This is a genomic window from Paenibacillus sp. FSL L8-0641 (assembly GCF_038006265.1).
Taxonomy (GTDB): domain Bacteria; phylum Bacillota; class Bacilli; order Paenibacillales; family Paenibacillaceae; genus Paenibacillus; species Paenibacillus polymyxa_D.
On the sequence record NZ_JBBOUW010000001.1, the window covers coordinates 3798181 to 3816523 of the forward strand.

18 protein-coding genes are annotated in these 18343 nt (G+C 45.8%); all 18 read right to left on the minus strand.

The annotated features are described in order from the left end of the window. Window positions 1-13: 13 nt before the first annotated feature. The 18 genes from MKY16_RS17170 to MKY16_RS17255 all read right to left on the minus strand — a co-directional run bounded on the left by MKY16_RS17170 (window position 14) and on the right by MKY16_RS17255 (window position 18265). Window positions 14-247 carry a MoaD/ThiS family protein gene (locus tag MKY16_RS17170; RefSeq protein WP_029515506.1) on the minus strand — a complete coding sequence of 78 codons (234 nt, stop codon included), beginning with the start codon at window positions 245-247 and terminating at the stop codon, window positions 14-16. Next, complete coding sequence (locus MKY16_RS17175) at window positions 240-683, minus strand: molybdenum cofactor biosynthesis protein MoaE (protein WP_340956332.1); 444 nt, start codon at window positions 681-683, stop codon at window positions 240-242. The genes MKY16_RS17170 and MKY16_RS17175 overlap by 8 nt, the downstream gene beginning before the upstream one ends. Before the next feature lie 85 nt (window positions 684-768). Next, window positions 769-1788, minus strand: a complete 1020-nt coding sequence (locus MKY16_RS17180) for a ThiF family adenylyltransferase (RefSeq protein WP_340956333.1) — start codon at window positions 1786-1788, stop codon at window positions 769-771. After that, complete coding sequence (locus tag MKY16_RS17185) at window positions 1781-2935, minus strand: nitrate/nitrite transporter (RefSeq protein WP_340956336.1); 1155 nt, start codon at window positions 2933-2935, stop codon at window positions 1781-1783. The genes MKY16_RS17180 and MKY16_RS17185 overlap by 8 nt, the downstream gene beginning before the upstream one ends. Before the next feature lie 166 nt (window positions 2936-3101). Further along, window positions 3102-3632 (minus strand): hemerythrin domain-containing protein, encoded by a 531-nt coding sequence (locus tag MKY16_RS17190; RefSeq protein WP_029515510.1) that lies wholly within the window; start codon window positions 3630-3632, stop codon window positions 3102-3104. Window positions 3633-3654: 22 nt separating this feature from the next. After that, window positions 3655-4302 (minus strand): response regulator transcription factor, encoded by a 648-nt coding sequence (locus MKY16_RS17195; protein ID WP_023989699.1) that lies wholly within the window; start codon window positions 4300-4302, stop codon window positions 3655-3657. 7 nt (window positions 4303-4309) lie between these two features. Further along, window positions 4310-5374 (minus strand): PAS domain-containing sensor histidine kinase, encoded by a 1065-nt coding sequence (locus tag MKY16_RS17200; RefSeq protein ID WP_029515511.1) that lies wholly within the window; start codon window positions 5372-5374, stop codon window positions 4310-4312. Continuing rightward, a complete protein-coding gene (locus MKY16_RS17205) occupies window positions 5375-5827 on the minus strand; it encodes a GAF domain-containing protein (RefSeq protein WP_029515512.1) in 453 nt (150 codons plus the stop codon). 45 nt (window positions 5828-5872) lie between these two features. Continuing rightward, entirely contained in the window at window positions 5873-6556 is a 684-nt protein-coding gene (gene narI / locus MKY16_RS17210; protein ID WP_340957583.1) for a respiratory nitrate reductase subunit gamma, read from the minus strand. Further along, the gene (gene narJ, locus MKY16_RS17215; protein ID WP_340957585.1) at window positions 6556-7122 is read right to left on the minus strand and encodes a nitrate reductase molybdenum cofactor assembly chaperone; all 567 of its coding nucleotides are present in this window, start codon (window positions 7120-7122) and stop codon (window positions 6556-6558) included. The genes narI and narJ overlap by 1 nt, the downstream gene beginning before the upstream one ends. Next, the gene (gene narH, locus MKY16_RS17220) at window positions 7115-8692 is read right to left on the minus strand and encodes a nitrate reductase subunit beta (protein WP_028542275.1); all 1578 of its coding nucleotides are present in this window, start codon (window positions 8690-8692) and stop codon (window positions 7115-7117) included. The genes narJ and narH overlap by 8 nt, the downstream gene beginning before the upstream one ends. Continuing rightward, complete coding sequence (locus tag MKY16_RS17225) at window positions 8682-12356, minus strand: nitrate reductase subunit alpha (RefSeq protein WP_069010501.1); 3675 nt, start codon at window positions 12354-12356, stop codon at window positions 8682-8684. The genes narH and MKY16_RS17225 overlap by 11 nt, the downstream gene beginning before the upstream one ends. A 198-nt stretch (window positions 12357-12554) precedes the next feature. Further along, window positions 12555-13232, minus strand: a complete 678-nt coding sequence (gene modB, locus MKY16_RS17230) for a molybdate ABC transporter permease subunit (protein WP_069010500.1) — start codon at window positions 13230-13232, stop codon at window positions 12555-12557. Beyond that, window positions 13229-14083 (minus strand): molybdate ABC transporter substrate-binding protein, encoded by an 855-nt coding sequence (modA, locus tag MKY16_RS17235; RefSeq protein ID WP_340956340.1) that lies wholly within the window; start codon window positions 14081-14083, stop codon window positions 13229-13231. Before modA ends, modB begins: the two co-directional genes overlap by 4 nt. 29 nt (window positions 14084-14112) lie before the next feature. Continuing rightward, window positions 14113-14832, minus strand: coding sequence for an iron-sulfur cluster repair di-iron protein (ric, locus tag MKY16_RS17240; RefSeq protein ID WP_029515518.1), 720 nt, complete (start codon window positions 14830-14832; stop codon window positions 14113-14115). Window positions 14833-14941: 109 nt separating this feature from the next. Then, window positions 14942-16363: a protoporphyrinogen oxidase gene (gene hemG, locus MKY16_RS17245; protein ID WP_208332668.1), complete on the minus strand. Its 1422-nt coding sequence runs from the start codon at window positions 16361-16363 to the stop codon at window positions 14942-14944. Next, a complete protein-coding gene (locus MKY16_RS17250; protein ID WP_069010498.1) occupies window positions 16347-17462 on the minus strand; it encodes a TIGR04053 family radical SAM/SPASM domain-containing protein in 1116 nt (371 codons plus the stop codon). Before MKY16_RS17250 ends, hemG begins: the two co-directional genes overlap by 17 nt. Before the next feature lie 14 nt (window positions 17463-17476). Continuing rightward, on the minus strand, window positions 17477-18265 hold the full coding sequence (locus MKY16_RS17255; protein WP_049816889.1) for a YwiC-like family protein: 789 nt from the start codon (window positions 18263-18265) through the stop codon (window positions 17477-17479). Between the last annotated feature and the right edge of the window lie 78 nt (window positions 18266-18343).

Sequence of the window (18343 nt, forward strand, 5' to 3'; positions counted from 1 at the left end):
AGCATCGTTATTATTAGCCACCGCTGACTGGGGGAATGAAGGCTGCAATGTCTCCATCCTGTAATACATCCGTAGACAACGCATACTCCTCGTTTATCGCAATTCGCACAGACTCGATCGGCATATCTGGATATTGATCTGTTATCCAATTGGATAAATCGCCTACCGTTTGGCCTGCCAAATCTGCCAATTCTTCTGTTTTCCCCGTCACCTCACGGAGTCCCGCAAAGTAGTACAGCTTAATCATGACTGATCTCCCCCGGCTTTTTCTTTTGATCTCCGACCCACTGTCTTCCATCTTCCCAAATCTCTCGTTTCCAAATAGGAACTATTTCTTTAATTCGTTCGATCGCGTATTCATTGGCCTCATACGCATCCGAACGGTGAGGTGAAGAAACGGCAATGACAACGGCGATATCACCGATTTGAAGCTCGCCAATGCGGTGCGCGATTGCCACTCGCGTCCCTTCCCATTTCTGTTCGATTTCGCGACCAATCTCTGTGAGTTTTTTTTGGGCCATGGGGACATAGGCCTCATAAGCAAGGTATAAGGTCCGTACGCCTTGAGTCCATTCTCGTACGTGCCCTGTAAAAATAGTCACCGCTCCTGCTTCCGGCCTTAGGACATAATCCGCATAAGCCTGCGGGATAATGGGCTCCGTTACGATTTCAAATACACTCATCTTTTCCACCTTCCAGCCACCGGACAAGCGACTCTCCGGTGACAGACTCTTTTAAATATTTCTGCTTTTTGTATCTACATCTCATTTAACCGAACAGCTGATGATATAGTTTTTGACCGTTGGCAACACTCCGTACACCGTGTATGAGAAGCCTTCCGTTTTTGAATAAAATCATTCGATGCTTAAAAGCATAAAATTCAACGAAATAAGGGGTTCTTTTTACACGCTCTGCTATAAGCCTGCCCATTTTCTCTGCATCATCGAGCGTAATCGGACGTTGTGGATCTGGAAGAACCTGGACCACGTTCCGTCCGCACAGAGCCGCATACGCCGAGCGGCGTGGTGCTGTCAGTGCAGGAAACGTAGGATGTTCTCCACAGGTTGGACAATCTTGGTTACGGATGCGGGAAATCCCTATGTCCATCTGCGTATTCTCCCATAGATCAAACAGATGAACCTTGCTGCGCATCTTGCCACGTCTGCCGCTCAGCCACTTCATGGCTTCTACACATTGGAGGGCGGCTGTCACCTGGACTGCGGGCGAGATGATTCCAGCCGTATCGCAGGTCTGATTGATCGCAGGCAGCGATGGCAGAAGGCAGCGTAAACACGCTGACTCGCCCGGCACGAATGGAAAAACAACGCCTGTGCTTCCAACACAGGCTCCGTAAATCCATGGAATTCCTGTCTTCAGTGCAGCATCGTTGATAAGTAGACGAGTTTCGAAATTGTCCGTAGCATCCATCAGCAATATACTTTTGCTGGCAAGTTCTTGAACAAGCTCGGCATCCAAATTATCGAGATATGTGTGCAACCGTACGTCTTCTCGTATGGCTTTTAACCTTTTTTCGGCTGCCGTGACCTTGGGCTGCATTTCCGCAGCGTCCTGCTCCGTAAACAACTGCTGACGTTGCAGATTCGACACCTCTACATAATCCCGGTCAACAAGATGCAGCTCTCCAACGCCCGCTCTTACCAATGTTTCGGCAATGGCGGAACCCAGTGCCCCACAACCGATAATGGTGACGACAGCAGCGGATAGATTACGCTGCCCTTCGCCACCAATGGGTCTAAATAAGATCTGTCTGGAATAACGTTCATTCATTAGATTTTGTCCCTTGATAATACAGCCATATGACGAGGATCAGGCTAGCCAGCGCCACTTGGGAGAGCAGCATGAATCCAATGGAATAATGGCCAGTAGCGGCATGAATCGTCGACAACAAGATCGGAGGGAAAAAGCCACCGAGACCGCCCATCATGGATACAATTCCGTTAACTATACCTGCTTGTTTATTAAAATAAAATGGAACTAGCTTGAAAATGACGCCGTTCCCCACTCCAGCACTTACAGCGATCGCCAAGCAGCCTACTGTATACAGGGTGATCCCTGGTGAAAAAGCCAAAAGAATCGCAGCGACCGTATACACAGTGAACGTGCCTACCAGCAGGAACAGGGGCTGAAACCGATCCGCCAGCCAGCCACCGATAGGGCGGAAGAAAGTAGCAATCGCAATAAAGCCTGCTGTACGCATCCCTGCATCCACTTTGGTCAGTTCAAAATTTGATACCAGGAAATTCGGCAAGTACACCGTGAACGCTACAAATGAGCCAAATGTAATAAAATAAAAGAGCGAGAAAAACCAAAGCTTCTCATTTTTATAAACCCCTTTGATCTGCTCCATAATGGGCGTCTTCACTTTAGCTTCATGACGGTCCCCAAAGAAGAAATTCAAAACGATAAAAACAAGCAGCAGAATGAGATACAGCTTCACTGTAGGGGCCCAGCCGATTTGGGTAGCCACAATAGGGGCCGAGAAGGTAGTGACGGCTGTTCCCAAGTTTCCTATACCATACATTCCATTTACAAACCCATGCTTTTCCTTTGGATAATACTTCGGCAGCGAAGTCACCCCAACCGAGAACACAGCTCCTCCAATCCCAAGGAACAAGCCACCAATAATTAAATCCGTCATCGTAGAAGCTTCACTGATATAGTAGACGGGAAACAAAAGCAAAATAAAGCTAACGAGAAAAACGATTCTTGCTCCGAAGATGTTGGCATAATAACCAAGCGGGATGCGCAGAATCGAACCAAGCACGACCGGAATCGCCGTGACCATGGCCAATTTTCCGGGCGGAATAGCAATATCCTCCGTAATGAACGGCATAAGCGAAGAAATGATAACCCATACCATGAATCCAAGAATCAAGTTCAATGTTTGTAACGGTAACTGCATTTTTCTAATCATTTAACTCACCTTTTCAACGTTTTTTCTGTCGAATTATTAAATTGAATTTCTGTCCCCATTGTAGCCGCTAGCCGATCTGTTCGAATATAGGGGACTCCCCTTTACCCGACAGGGGACTCCCTGAAAATATAAAAAAGCCGCTTCTATAGGAAGCGGCTTGGTCTTTTTAAGAGATAAGTGTATTTAATTTGTCACATAACTTGGTTAGATCATTCCGATTGATCTGTTGCTCTGCCATAGGAAAAAGTACAGTTTCTTCTTTTATAAAATGTACAGTCAGCACTTCAAAGGCCTCTCCCGCGTTCTTGGCTGCCTCTTGAATGTCATCAAGCGTGAGCAAACTCAAATCGCCCTCCGTCTGATGAAGAAAATGATCGATATAGCCCTCTATTTCACGGTGCTCCTCCTGTATACCGACGAGCGGTCCCTGCTCAAAACCAATGTAGGTTCCTAGCATAGAAAAGAAGTGTTCTTCTTCCTTTTCGGTATGTTTCTTGAGGGGTACCCTAAAGTCGAGAATCTGCATTCTCAGTTTTTCCAGTTGCTTGCGGCCTTCTTCCAAATCTAGTATTCTGTGCTGCTCAAACCACAATACAATGGCATGCCATTCATCCATCAGATAGGTTAGATATCGATGCTCATTTTCAAGAATACGCATGGCAGGTTTGGAAAAGCGCAGTTTCTCATTTTCCAGCACGCGGATTTCCTCCATTCATCGGCTAAAAATCCAGCATTTTTTTCTTTAATGCATATTGGACCAGTTCAGGCCGGCTTCTTAAATTCAATTTTTCCATGATCTTCGCTTTATTTGCTTCCACCGTCTTGACAGAGATGAACAGCTTTTCCGCAACTTCCTTGTTACCGTAACCTTTTGCGACCAGAGGCAGAATCTCCAGTTCCCGCTTGGACAGGATCTCATAAGGATCTTCTGATTGTGACGTTGTATCTTTTTTGATGAACTCACGAACGAGAGAAGTAGCCATTTTAGGATGGATATAAGTCCCACCCCCATGAATGGTTCGTATGGCAAGTAATAGCTCCTCATCTGGAGCATTTTTCAAAACGTATCCTGAAGCACCATTCTTTAAAATATGAAAAAGATATTCTTCATCGTCATGCATGGTCAAAATCAGAATTTTAGTATCAGGGTGGTCTTCTTTAATCTTGCCTGTGGCGATCAATCCACTTTCGCCTGGGGGCATGCTGAGGTCCATGATTAGAATATCCGGACGATATTTAGCTACCATCGTATACGCTTCAATGCCATCCGCAGCCGTTCCGACAACCTCCATATCCGATTGGAAGTTCAAAATCATGGAAAATCCGCTTCGTACAATAGCATGGTCATCCGCTAACACAATTTTGATCAAGTCTCTATTCCTCCTCTTGGCCAATCGGAATTTGCAAAAAGACTTTGGTTCCCTGACCCACATTTGATAGGACGCCAAAACTTCCGCCTACCAGCTCTGCTCGCTCCTGCATGCCATATAAACCTAATCCCGTTCCAATAGGCTGGCTCCCCTTTTCAAAGCCAATTCCATCGTCCTCTACAGTCAAACGAAGCGTATGATCGTGCTCAGTCAAAGAAACTTTAACCATGTCTACCTGGGCATATTTTAAGGCATTGAGAACAGCCTCTTGGCAGACACGGTAAATGACCGTTTCCTTTTCACTTCCGTATCGCTTTTGGGGAAGATCCGACACAAATTCAACGACAAGACCAAAGCTTTGTTCAACCCTCTTAAAGTGGGAACGAAATGCCGCTTCAAGCCCAAAATCATCAAGTGTGGCGGGGCGTAGTTCCACAGACAGGTTGCGGATATCATCCAGCAATCGCGTCATGGATGCTTCAGTCTGCTTCATGTTTTTGATGAGCTGTTCATCATTCGTCATGTATTTTAACACCCGCAGCTCAACAACCGCACTCATCAATTCCTGGGCGACGCTGTCGTGCAGTTCCCTGGAAAGCCGTTTACGCTCATTTTCCTGCGCTTCAATGACATGCTTCATCATTTTGTTTTGATACAATTTTTCCTGCGTCTGAAATTGCGGAGTCAAGTCCCTCAACATCAACACCCTTGTTCCATGTTCAGAATCAATGGTGTGAAAAGAAGCGGCATAGGGGATCATTCCGTTGCTCTTTGTTTCCAGATATACCTGAAAAGAAGCGAAATCCTTGGATTCTGGCATATTGAAATAACAATCAAGGCAGGTACGGGGCTCCGTTTCGCTTGTATAGCCCCTGCATGTTCCACACAAAGCTTTTTCCTTCCCTTCATAGAGTTGAATGAGGACGTCATCGCTCACAATCTCCTCCGCTGCCGGGTTCATAGCTAGGGTGTTCCCTTGCCCATCAAAAAAGAAAATGGCTTCTGTACTGTTCTCAAACAACTTCACCATTAGCGCATTCAAAGAGCCAGTCCCTACAGATAATGTCAATTACATCACTTCCTTCCCGTTCAACTCTCCAAATCCCCTATGCGCCAAAGCTTCCAAATCACGCATCATGGCTGCGGTCATCAGCAGTTCTTCCCGAAATCCACCAAGCAGTACGCCCGCGACGCGAGCATCATTCCATAGGGGAACAGCCCCGAGACTCTTGAGTTTCTCGGATTGAACGATCGGGTAGTTAAACAGGTTGTCTGCCCCCACATATTGATGAACAGATGGAATGAAAACGGATTTCCCAGTTTTGAACACGACTCCTGCTATGCCCTTTCCGGATTGCAGTACAATTCGCTTAAAGCGATCATTTAAATTACCGGCTGCATTTTTCCATTTAATTACGTATTGATATTCGGCCGGTTCAACCAGAGCAAGCGCCATGAAATCATAACCGAAATGTTCGCGTATTCGCTCAAGCTCCCTTTGATAATCCATCCTATTATTCATCGCTCTCTCCTAATAGAATTAGGAAAGAAGGCAGAGCCCGCTTTCCTAATTCGATTTATGTCTTCTGTAAAGGATATAACTTCTGCGCACATAATTCAACGGAACACTCCACACATGTACAAGCCGGGTAAACGGCCAGAATGCAAAAATCGCAAAGGCCATAAGAATATGAAGCTTGAAGGACATCGGTACGTCTCTCATCAGTGTCGGGTCGACACGGAATACGAATAAACCGCGGAACCAGATTGAGATCGTCTCTCGATAATCGAATTCTGGCTGTACCGCATTCGTTACGAGAGTCGCAAACATCCCCATGCATACAATGGCCAAAAGCAATACGTTTACGATCAAATCAGACGCCGTACTTAAATGGCGCACATTGCGTATTGTAAATCGACGAGAGGTAAGAATCAACATACCGAGGAACGTCATCGCTCCAAATATTCCACCAATATAAACTGCTCCAATATGATATAGATGATCGTTTACACCCAGTGCATGCATCCAGGTTTTGGGTATGCCCAGACCGGATATATGACCCATAATAACCGGGATAATACCCAGGTGGAATAAGAGACTTCCGATCATCAATTGTTTCTTTTCAATAAACTCACTTGATTTCGCTGTCCAATTGAACTGATCATTTCTGTAGCGGAAAATATGCCCTACAATAAAGACGACCACACACATATAAGGGAAAATAACCCATAAAAACTGCTCTAGCATCATCATTGCGCAGCTGCCTCCTGTTCTACGCATGCTTTAAGCGTTTCGCGCAGTCCCTTGACCAGATGAAAATACGGGCTTTCCATTTTCTCCAGCGCTTTAAGTAAATGATATGTGCCGTCTTCCAGGATCGCGATTGGGATGCGGAAGTTTTCTGTCGTCTTCGGATCTTGCGCCCATTCGGCGGCATACAGAAATTCACACATGAGCGGAAGGTAATCTGGCAGCTCACCATCTGGCATTTCAAGACCATACATCTCGTATAGCACCTTTAACTTGACCAACATTTGTCCCCGTTCTTTTGCATCTTCGAATTTGAAGTAAGTCATATATAGTGCACAATTTTTTTGAAAATCAAAGGTTTCTGTATACATTTCCTGAATCTCTTCCATACTGAACTCTTGCATAAGGGACCAGTAGGTGTTCGCATACGTATATGCCGGATGGTTTGGATCAAACGATGCTTCCAGAAAAGCCGGATGAAAATCCAGCTTTTCCGGGTACATGAGTTGTTGGGCGAAAAACCCGAATGATGGCTTGCATTCATACAGCTTCGCTACATTAATCACGCCAAATACCCCCGTAGAAGTTTTCTTCATACATTTCTTTTCCCGTTTTCAAAGGCTCTTCCATCCCCATTGAACTTGCCATACTACAGCCGTCACATCCAGATCCTGAACCCATATTTCCCATGGTATCGCCGTAACCCGCAGATCCTTGAGCCCGGTACGGATTCGAATATCCTTCTTTATGCGACGTTGGAATGACGAAACGATCCTCATACTTGGCAATCGCCAGAAGCCGATACATCTGCTCAGTCTGCCGAGGTGTCATGCCAATGCGCTCAAGACGGCTTTCATCAAAAGATTGTCCTGTGGATTGAGCACGCATATAGGAGCGCATCATAGCCATTCTTTGCAAGGATTCCTTCACGGTTTGGGTGTCGCCCGCCGTCAGCATATTGGCAAGGTACTGAATAGGGGTACGCATTTCTTCGATAGCCGGAAAAATCATATCGGGATTCTCAATCGAGTCTTTCCCTTCAAAGTAATTCATGATCGGGCTAAGTGGTGGAACATACCAGACCATAGGTAATGTACGATATTCCGGATGAAGCGGGAATGCCAGCTTGTGCTCAATGGCAAGCTTGTAGACCGGCGAGTTCTGCGCTGCTTCAATCCAGTCCTCCGAGATGCCGTCTTTTCTCGCTTGAGCGATCACTGCCGGATCACTAGGATCCATGAACAGGTCACACTGCGCCTTATAAAGCTCTTTCTCGTCCTGCGTAGAAGCGGCCTCAAGAACCCGATCCGCGTCATACAGCATAACACCGAGGTAGCGAATTCGTCCTGTACATGTCTCGGAGCAGACTGTCGGCAGGCCTGCTTCCACACGTGGGAAACAGAAGGTACATTTTTCCGCTTTGTTCGTCTGCCAGTTAAAGTACACTTTTTTGTATGGACAGCCCGTCATGCAATACCGCCAGCCGCGACATGCTTCCTGATCCACGAGCACAATTCCGTCCTCGTCCCGTTTGTACATAGCACCTGAAGGACAGGACGCGACACAGCTCGGATTTAAACAATGTTCGCAAAGCCGTGGGAGATAAACCATGAACGACTTCTCAAAGTTAAATTTAATCTCTTCTTCGATTTTCTGAATATTTGGATCAAGCGGACCGGTTACATGCGCACCCGCCAGGTCATCTTCCCAGTTTGGACCCCACTCCAAATCCATTTTTTCACCCGTTACCGCAGAGTGCGCGCGTGCCACAGGTGAATGCTTCTGTTCACCAGCGTTGGTCAGTTGTTCGTAATTGTAAGTCCAGGGCTCATAATAATCTTTCATTTCCGGCATATCTGGATTGTAAAAAATCTTACCCAGTGCTATTTTGGACAGCTTGTTGCCTGACTTCAGTTCCAATTTCCCTTTGCGGAGCTGCCAGCCGCCTTTATACAATTCCTGGTCTTCCCAGCGCTTCGGATAACCGATACCGGGTTTGGTTTCCACATTGTTAAACCACATATATTCCGCACCTTTGCGGTTCGTCCAGGTTGTTTTACATGTCACGCTGCACGTATGGCAGCCAATACATTTATCCAGGTTCATGACCATGGCAATTTGAGCTTTAATCTTCAAGCCAGTTAACCTCCTTCATTTTACGTACCGCAACGTACACATCACGCTGGTTGCCGATTGGACCATAATAGTTGAATCCATAACTAAGCTGAGCATATCCACCGACCATCTGGGTTGGTTTGAGATGAATTCTTGTTGGTGCGTTATGACTACCGCCGCGTGTATCCGTGATTTCAGAGCCTGGCACTTGAATGTGCTTATCCTGAGCATGGTACATGAACATAGTCCCTCTTGGCATCCGATGGCTGACAACGGCCCGGGCGGTTACGACGCCATTACGGTTGTATACCTCTACCCAGTCATTGTCAGCAAGATCGTGCGCCTCTGCGTCTTCATTGTTGATCCATACGGTAGGACCTCCACGAAACAGCGTAAGCATGTGCTGGTTATCCTGGTAGGTGGAGTGAATATTCCATTTACCGTGCGGTGTCAGATAGCGAAGCACGAGTGAATCTTGTCCGCCTTTTATTTCCCGATCCCGAGGACCGAACACCATCGGTGGCAACGTCGGTTTGTAGATCGGCAATGATTCTCCAAATTGTTGGAAAATCTCATGATCAATATAGAAATGCTGTCTTCCCGTCAAAGTACGAAACGGAACGAGACGTTCAATATTCGTTGTAAATGGTGAATAGCGGCGTCCCTTCTTGTTCGATCCAGTGAATACTGGTGTCGGTATAACTTCCCGAGGCTGTGCCGTGATACTTTGGAAAGTGATTCTTTCCGCTGCCCGATCAGCCGAGATGTCTTTAAGTTCAACACCGTGAAGCTCTTCTGCCTGCTCATAAGCCTTTTGCGACACCCGTCCATTAGTCGCGGATGAAAGATGAAGAATTGCATTGGCCACTTGGCGAGCTGTCTGGATTTTTGGCAGTCCGTCTTTAATGGACTCATCGTAATAAACTCCGTTCAACTTTTTCATTTCCTCATATTCTTCTGCTACGGAGAAGCTGACGCCATGCGCACCTGCTTTCCCAGTAGTCAAATTCGGACCGAGTGAGATAAATTTATCGTGAATTTTAGTATAGTCACGTTCGATGATGCTGAAATTCGGCATGGTTTTACCCGGGGTCGCTTCAATCTCGCCCTTCGTCCAATCCTTTACAAGACCCATCGGCTGTGAAATTTCACCCACACTGTCGTGTGCAAGCGGCGCGGTCACAAGGTCTTTATATATACCTGGCAGGTACTCTTTCGCCATATCAGAAAAGACTTCGGAAAGCTGGCGGTAAATATCCCAGTCCGCACGGGATTCCCACAGTGGATTAACGGCCGGATTAAACGGGTGTACGAAAGGATGCATATCGGTGGACGACAAATCCGTTTTCTCGTACCAGGTTGCCGCCGGAAGCACGATATCCGCGTACAATGGGGTTGTCGTCATCCGGAAATCAAGTGCAACCATCAGATCAAGCTTTCCTTCTACATCTTCTCTCCAGACGATTTCCTCCGGTTTCTGCTCCTCGTTCGGCCGAGCAAGCAGGGCATCGGATGCTCCGAGTAAATGCTTCATGAAATACTCTTGCCCCTTCGCCGAACTGGAAATCAGATTGGATCGCCAAACAAAGAGTGAACGCGGGAAGTTCTCGGCTGCCCCAGGATCTTCTACAGCGAAGCGTGTCTTACGTGATTTAATCTCTTCCACAGAATGATTAATGATTTCCTCGTTGGACTTTTTGCCTAATTGCGCTGCCTCTTCGGCGAACAACAGACTATTTTTATTAAACTGTGGATAAGAAGGCAGCCAACCCAGACGCGCTGCGAGCACGTTGTAGTCTGCTGGATGTCTGTAACTGACATCCCCGCCAGTCGGTGACTTCAAGGTGTCTGTTCCACTTTCTTCGTAACGCCACTGCTCTGTTGCAAAGTAGAAAAACGATGTAGCATTTTGCTGTCGAGCCGCTCCTTGCCAGTCTTTTGCAAAGGCAATCGTTGACCAGCCTTCGATTGGGCGGAGCTTTTCTTGACCCACATAATGCGCCCAGCCTCCCCCGTTTACACCTTGGGAAGCCGTCAACACGACAAGGTTCAAGATGGACCGATAGATGGTGTCACTATTGAACCAGTGGTTGATACCCGCACCCATAATAATCATGGAGCGCCCTTTGGTATCGATAGCATTTTGGGCAAATTCCCGAGCAATCTGTACCACAACAGACGCCTTCACACCTGTGATCTTCTCCTGCCAGGCAGGGGTATAATGCGAAGCTTCGTCGTAATAATTCTTGGCGTTATGAGAGCTGTCATTGCGTGCGACACCGTACTGGCTCATCATCAAATCGTACACGGTTGCTACGTAACGTTCTGAGCCATCTGCCAAGCGTACTTTTTTGGCCGGAATTACACGTTTGAATGTTCCATTACCTGCGTTATCAAAATAAGGAAATACGATTTCTTCCCATTGCTCGCCATGACCTTCCACAGTGAGTGCGGGCTCAACCTTTGTTCCGTCTTCCCGCTCCAGAATCAGGTTCCATTTCTTATCCTGCTCCCAGCGCTGTCCCATCGTACCGTTCGGAACCAGCATTTCCCCCGCTGCTTCGTCATATATGACTGGCTTCCAGTCCGCATGCTGCGAAGCATCTCCAAGGTCACTCGCCCGTAGGAAACGTCCACCTTTCCAGGCTCCCTCGTGCGGATCAAGCAGAATCATAAACGGCATATCTGTATATTGTTTGGCATAGTTAATGAACATCGGTTCTTGGCGCTCTTTGTAAAACTCATCCAGAATAACATGTGTCATAGCCTGGGCTACAGCAGCATCTGTACCCGGATGTGGTGCAAGCCAGTTGTCAGCGAACTTCACATTCTCCGCCAAGTCGGGAGCCACTGATACAACTTTTGTCCCCTTATAACGTACTTCCGTCATAAAATGAGCGTCTGGCGTCCGGGTAAGTGGTACATTCGATCCCCACATGATCAGGTAACCCGCATTGTACCAATCAGAAGATTCCGGTACATCCGTCTGCTCACCCCAAATTTGAGGAGATGAAGGCGGAAGGTCGGCATACCAGTCATAGAAACTCAACATCTGTCCACCAAGAAGCGAAATGAATCTGGCTCCTGAAGCGTAGCTTATCATTGACATCGCCGGTATTGGCGTAAAGCCCGCGATCCGGTCAGGACCATACTTACGAATGGTATAGATGAGTTGCGCCGAGATCAGACGCAGGACATCGTCCCAAGCGACACGGACATGACCGCCTTTTCCGCGAGCTGCTTTGTAGAGCTTGGCTTTCTCCGGATCTTCCACAATGCTTGCCCATGCTTCCACCGGATTGGCATGTTCCTGGATGGCAGCCTGCCAAAGCCGCAACAGCTTACCGCGCATATAAGGGTATTTCACACGTAATGGACTGTATTCATACCAGGAAAATGTAGCGCCACGCGGGCATCCTCGCGGTTCAAATTCTGGCATATCTACACCGCAGGAAGGATAATCGATCTGTTGATTTTCCCAGGTAATGATGCCGTTTTTCACAAAAACCTTCCAACTACAGGAACCCGTGCAGTTCACTCCGTGAGTCGTCCGAACCACTTTGTCGTGAGACCAACGCTGTCGGTACACGTTTTCCCATTCTCTATTTTTTTCCTCAAGGATTGACCAATTTCCCGAATAGCTTTCGATCGGTTTAAAAAAGTTGAGGTTGTATTTTTTTTTCATCGATGACCAACACTCCTTTTTAGAATAAATCATCCCAACGCAAGTTCCATGGGAAGGTTCATTCGCTTACTCTCATTATGTAATTCATTCATCGCTGTTCCCATTAGGGAATGTCCTATAGCGCTACAGGAAATCCCTCGTTCTATCGAAAGATACAAAAAAGCCTCCCTCTGCTAAAGGGAAGCTTATATGAAGAGATTAATTGTTCTTTTGGCCCGTTAACAGGAGCATGATAAAAGAAATGAGTATGATAGAGCACGTCCAGGCCCAGGCCATAGGAAGATGCCCAGAATCCACCGCAATATAAATGGCCGTCGGAATCGTTTGTGTTTTACCTGGAATATTTCCGGCAATCATCAACGTAGCACCAAATTCGCCCAGACCGCGGGCAAAACCGAGTATAAAGGCAGCTTTAAAAGAAGGGAAAATTAAAGGAAAGGTGATATACCGGAAAACCTGCCATTCACTTGCACCCATCGAACGTCCCGCGTTTTCCAAGTCCTGGTCAACAGAAGACAATCCCATTTTCAGTGTCCGATAGACAAGAGGAAAAGCCACTACCACCGCTGCTATAACCCCAGCCCACCACGAGAATATAATAGGTTCTCCAAACCATTGCTCCACAAAACGTCCGAACCCGCTTTTTCGTCCTAGTAATATTAGTAGTAAAAAACCAACAACCGTCGGTGGGAGTACCAAGGGCAGCATAAGCACAGTTTCAACAACCGTTTTCCCTTTAAATAAACCTAACCGTGACATGGACCATGCCACAAGCAAACCTAATATGATTACTAGAACGCTGGATAACAGCGCAACCTGCAACGATAAGCGGATAGGAGGCCAATATTCATTCCAATCTATATCTTGCATGCTCACTTTGGTATGGTAAATCCATACTTAGCCATAATATTCAGAGATTCTTGTGATTGTAGGTATGCATAAAAGTCTTCGGCTTCTTGAATGTGCTTTGAACCTTTGATAATTCCGATTGGATACTCAACAGGTGAATAGGCTTTGGGATCCACCTCAAAGGCGATTTTTTCCTTTTGTGAAGTCAATGCATCTGTTTTATATACAAATCCGACATCAGCATTCCCAGTTTCCACATATTGCAGCACTTGTCTAACGTCTTTTGCTTGAACCAGCTTGCTCTGTAACGTGTCCCAAAGCTTCGCTTTCGTCAGCGCTTCCTGTGCGTAGTTGCCTGCAGGAACACTTTCAGGAATTCCGATCGCAACTTTCTTCACTTCTCTTTTTGTTAAATCGGTTACGCTCGCAATGTCCATCGTCCCATCTGCTGGGATAACCGCGACCAATTCATTCGTCAGCCATGTTTTTTGTTTATTACTCTCTATTAACTGCTGATCTACGAGAGACTTCAAGCTTTTCTTCGAAGCGGACAGGAACAAATCCGACGGCGCTCCTTGCTCAATTTGTTTTTCCAACGCACCAGAGCCACCGAAGTTAAAATTCAATTGGATACCTGTATGGGTTGATTCGTATGAATGCTGAATTTCTTTGAGCGCATCCGTTAAACTTGCAGCTGCGGATATGGTAAGCTCAACAGTTTCAGCCTTTTTCGAAGAATCCTGGCTGGAGACCTCGTTGTTCTGGGCCGTGCTGCTACCATTTGAAGCTGATTGTTGCCCCGCACCGCACCCTGAAAGTAATAAAATGATGGAAATAACCAAAACGAAAACAGTGCTACTTTTAATTAATTTATGCAATTGGTTCGGCTCCTCATGTTAGTTCATCATTAATTAATGGGTTTCGCTATTAGCTGTGCCTGTTTCGTACGTTCGATCAATGTACAATTTTCAAGAAGAATATGATTAAAAATATCTGCTTCCAGGTCTTCTAACCGCTTCAATACGAGTCGGTGCGTACCACAAGCTTCCTGCATCGGCTCAAAGCCATTTGTGATCAAGCGCATTTCCTTCAGGAATTCCACCACCGTTTGATGTTCGTTTTGCAACTTGGACAAAATTGGATTTAACTCATCTGCTCGTTCCATTGTTGATTCTTGTAAAAATGCTTCAATCATCGGAAACACAAGGTCCTCCTCATATTGAATATGTTCTGATATTTCCTGTTTAAGCAAGGTGAACAGTTCGTTAACTCGCTTTAGATGCGGATAACGTTCGCCATGAACCCGCGTTAGTTTGGTTACATACGGCGTTAACGCCGATAGTTCTTCCCGAAGCTTCGTATGATACTCATTTTGAATATAGGCGATTAGTTCTTTGGGTTCGAGTGAAGGAGGTTGCATTTGCTTATGCTGTGCCTGCTTTTCTTCCACTTCATGTATCTGCGTCAGCAGTTCACCAGCGTGGAGACCTTGATTGGCTGCTGCTTCACGGAGCGATATTTTCCCTCCACAGCAGAAATCAATCCTCAGTTTGCGGAACAGATCTCCCGTTTTGGGTACTGCTTTCACAATGTCCGCCACCCATGTTTCTTCCGTTAACTGGCTCATCTTCCATTCCTCCATCTTACTTCGATTTTATACTTAACTTTCATTCTACGTCTCCCTTAAAGCTGAACCAATCAGGGGGTTCCCTCTTTCATTCGTGGATAGAGCCTGATTATAAAAAATCAGAAAGCAACTGTTCAGCCGCTTCTTTCCCTTGAGCGATGCAATCTGGAATTCCAACGCCCCCATAGCCGGCACCACATAGAAAAACACCCGGTAAATCCTGTGCGAAGTCCTGTCTGATCTTCGCCATATGCTCTTTGTGTCCAATCGGATATTGCGGCATTGATCGATCACACCTACTGACTTCGGTGAATTCCGGTTCCGCTTCCAGGCCCATTAAATCTTTCAAATCTTTACGCGCGGCATCCACAAGTTGATCGTCTGTCATCTGAATCCACTCCTGTGCACCTGCATGTCCAATGTAGGTCCGTAAAAGCGTATATCCTTCAGGAGCAGTATGGCTCCACTTCGTCGAAGACCAAGTACATGCCGTAATCTTTTTGCCTTCTTTGCGGGGTACTAAAAATCCCGTTCCCTCAAAATTAAGATTAAGATCTGTGTTTTTATAAGCAAGAGCAATATTGGCTACGGAAACATAGTGAATCTTGTGTAACCAGCTAGCGCTTGCAACGCCGGAGAATAATGTAGCCGCTTCAAAAGCTGGAACAGCGCAGATCACCGCATCCGCATCTATTTTTTGTCCATGTTCTAAAATGACCTGATAACCGCTTTCTTTCCTTACTTCAACTACACCTTGCCCCATAACAAAACGTACGGTATCCAGCCTTTCCTTTAGCCGCTCCACGATCGAAGATAATCCTAGCCGATAAGAAAGAAACATACTTTTCTTAGCGATATCTGGCAGGTTGTCTTGTACTGCTGGCTTTCTCCCCGCCCCTTTAGACATACCCTTAATCAGACTTCCATGCTTTTGTTCCATTAGTTTAAATTGAGGGAAGGTTGACATGAGGCTCAGGGAATGTGTATCCCCAGCGTAAATTCCAGACAGCAGAGGTTCCGTAATCTGGTCCAGAACTTCTTTGCCGAGACGCCGTTTGATAAAATCACCTAGAGATTCGTCTGCATCACCTTTCTTTGCCGGAATGATTAAATCCAGGGCTGCCCGTGCTTTTCCCAGCGGAGAAATAAGTCCTGTCCGAATGAAGGGAGTGAGCTTTGTTGGAATGCCCAGAATGAAGCCCATCGGCATCGTATGAAGTTTACCCTTATGCAAAATGCTAGCAGATTTGGCTTTCGGGTTTGTCGATACCAGCTCTGCTTCCAGCCCCAACTCCATAGTCAAATCCAATATTGCCGTCTTTCTGGCCAAGAAAGCATCCGGTCCTTTTTCGATCATAAAATCGTTTTGGCGAACGGTTTGCAGCTTTCCTCCTAGACGTTCACTTTTCTCCACCAGTGTAATCTCCACTTCAAGTTGCCGATCCTCAGCCAGCTTTTTCACATAAAAGGCAGCACTTAAACCGCTTATTCCTCCACCGAGAATAACGACTTTTTTAGAACTTTTCTTCATGAAAACACTTTTCCTCTCCAACCCCGGGTATATAAGCGCAATAAGGGTCACTCTCCAAATAGTCTCCTGTTATTGCAAAAGCCCTTGCTCTGGAGCCCCCACAGACAGCCTTGAATTCACAGACTCCACATTTACCTTTAAGTAGGGACTTATCTCTAAGATTCATCATGATCGGAGAGTTGCGATAAATGTCTGCCAAGCTATCCTTTCGTACATTCCCGCACATAAGAGGCAGGAAACCACTAGGGTATACTTCGCCGATATGACTAATAAAAACAAATCCATCTCCGTCATTTACGCCTTTAGGAGCACGTCCTAAAACATCTGCCCTCTTTTGTCCGTCTGCTACACTGTTCTCACCTGCGCTGTGCTTTTGCTGCAGCACGACCCTCCGGTAGTGAGGAGCTTCTGTAGCCTTCACTCCGTACGGCATCTGTTGCTGTATTTGATACAACCATTTCATTACGGCTTCATGCTCATCAGGAGTAATCATATCTTTCTCCATGCCACGTCCAGTTGGAACAAGGAAAAATAAACTCCATAACACAGCCTGCATTTCCTTTACTCTTTCTGCAATTTGCTCCAGATCATGAAGATTGTACCGGGACACCGTAGTGTTCACTTGAATAGGGATATTCAGTTCCTTTAAATAACCAATTCCTCGCATGGTCGTATCGTAAGAACCCGCTGTACCCCGAAAATGATCGTGAATCTCGGCACATGAACCGTCCAGACTAAATGCCCACCGCGATAATCCAACTTGCTTTGCTTTTTCTACCGCTGTTCGTGTCACTTTAGGAGTGGCACTGGGGGTCATTGAAACCGACAGATTTTTCTCTTCAATTGCATATTGAGCCAGTTCAAACAGATCAGGACGCATTAAAGGATCTCCGCCTGTGAATACAAGCAACGGATGATTCATTTCAGCGATTTGATCTATTAGCTTCTTACCTTCTTCTAGTGTCAGTTGGCGAGGATCAGGTTTGTACTGAGCTTCCGCTCTACAGTGAAGGCACTTTAAAGCACAAGCTCGTGTAACCTCCCAGATGACTATAAACGGGTCAGTATGATAATCACGCGGCGTTTTTAAAGATATCATTGATGTCTCTCCTTTTAGAAATATAAAAACAACACAAAAACATAGAGCATCATTGAAAATCCAATTTCCGCCATGCCAACTTGTTTTGCCTTTAATCCGAGTTTAGGAAGCCATATGGCTCTTATCAAAAAAATTAAAAAAGGAACAAACAGAAATAACTTTAACCAAATGGCAAACAACAAAATCACCACATGATAGATAACGGAAGCATAATGGTAACGTATATTTTTTCTTTCACGAATGATCGTTTTGACATACAAAGCAGTTCCGATAAAGTAAAGCACCAAAAGCAAGAATAGCTCTGTTGCTACCCTCCAATCCTCTCCTCCCCCCATATAAATAACGGGATATATAAAAGAACAAAAGAGTAGAATTGCAACAATGTCATTGAGTAAAGCACGTTCATTTTTCGTTCTCGCAAAATAAATATTAGCCATAAAAAAGAGCAATAAAAGAACTCCATACCAGATCAAGGCAGGCTCAAACCATATCAGTGAAATTAACAAAGGAAGTAATATCACTCCGTATACAACGGCGGGTTTGCGGTATCTTTCACTGCTGCCTGTTTTGATCCATTGGAGGACAGGAAAACTGAATAAGTAGATAAAAAACCAGCACACAAATAGGGGTATATGAATGAGATCCCCTCGAGAAGCAGCTAAACCGAATAAAAATGGAAGAATGAGCATAGCCCAGGCTCCATGTTGATTGGGTATGTATCTGCTCATCCCCCTCAAACCCTTGATCCTTTTTTCACAATCTTTTTTATGTCTGTTATTTCGGTTAATCGATTCATCATCCATTCCCCCAAGATTGAGTTTTATCTTCTAACTTCATTCTAAGTATTATATGAAATTGAACCAATTAGGGAGTTCCCTTTT

Bases quoted from the DNA above. Each gene is read 5' to 3' on its own strand.
- MKY16_RS17170 (WP_029515506.1), bottom strand. From the start codon at position 247: ATGATTAAGCTGTACTACTTTGCGGGACTCCGTGAGGTGACGGGGAAA.
- narI (WP_340957583.1), bottom strand. From the start codon at position 6,556: ATGATGCTAGAGCAGTTTTTATGGGTTATTTTCCCTTATATGTGTGTG.
- MKY16_RS17180 (WP_340956333.1), bottom strand. From the start codon at position 1,788: ATGAATGAACGTTATTCCAGACAGATCTTATTTAGACCCATTGGTGGC.
- MKY16_RS17225 (WP_069010501.1), bottom strand. From the start codon at position 12,356: ATGAAAAAAAAATACAACCTCAACTTTTTTAAACCGATCGAAAGCTAT.
- MKY16_RS17185 (WP_340956336.1), bottom strand. From the start codon at position 2,935: ATGATTAGAAAAATGCAGTTACCGTTACAAACATTGAACTTGATTCTT.
- ric (WP_029515518.1), bottom strand. From the start codon at position 14,832: ATGAGCCAGTTAACGGAAGAAACATGGGTGGCGGACATTGTGAAAGCA.
- MKY16_RS17205 (WP_029515512.1), bottom strand. From the start codon at position 5,827: ATGAATAATAGGATGGATTATCAAAGGGAGCTTGAGCGAATACGCGAA.
- MKY16_RS17250 (WP_069010498.1), bottom strand. From the start codon at position 17,462: ATGATATCTTTAAAAACGCCGCGTGATTATCATACTGACCCGTTTATA.
- MKY16_RS17255 (WP_049816889.1), bottom strand. From the start codon at position 18,265: ATGGATGATGAATCGATTAACCGAAATAACAGACATAAAAAAGATTGT.
- hemG (WP_208332668.1), bottom strand. From the start codon at position 16,363: ATGAAGAAAAGTTCTAAAAAAGTCGTTATTCTCGGTGGAGGAATAAGC.
- MKY16_RS17175 (WP_340956332.1), bottom strand. From the start codon at position 683: ATGAGTGTATTTGAAATCGTAACGGAGCCCATTATCCCGCAGGCTTAT.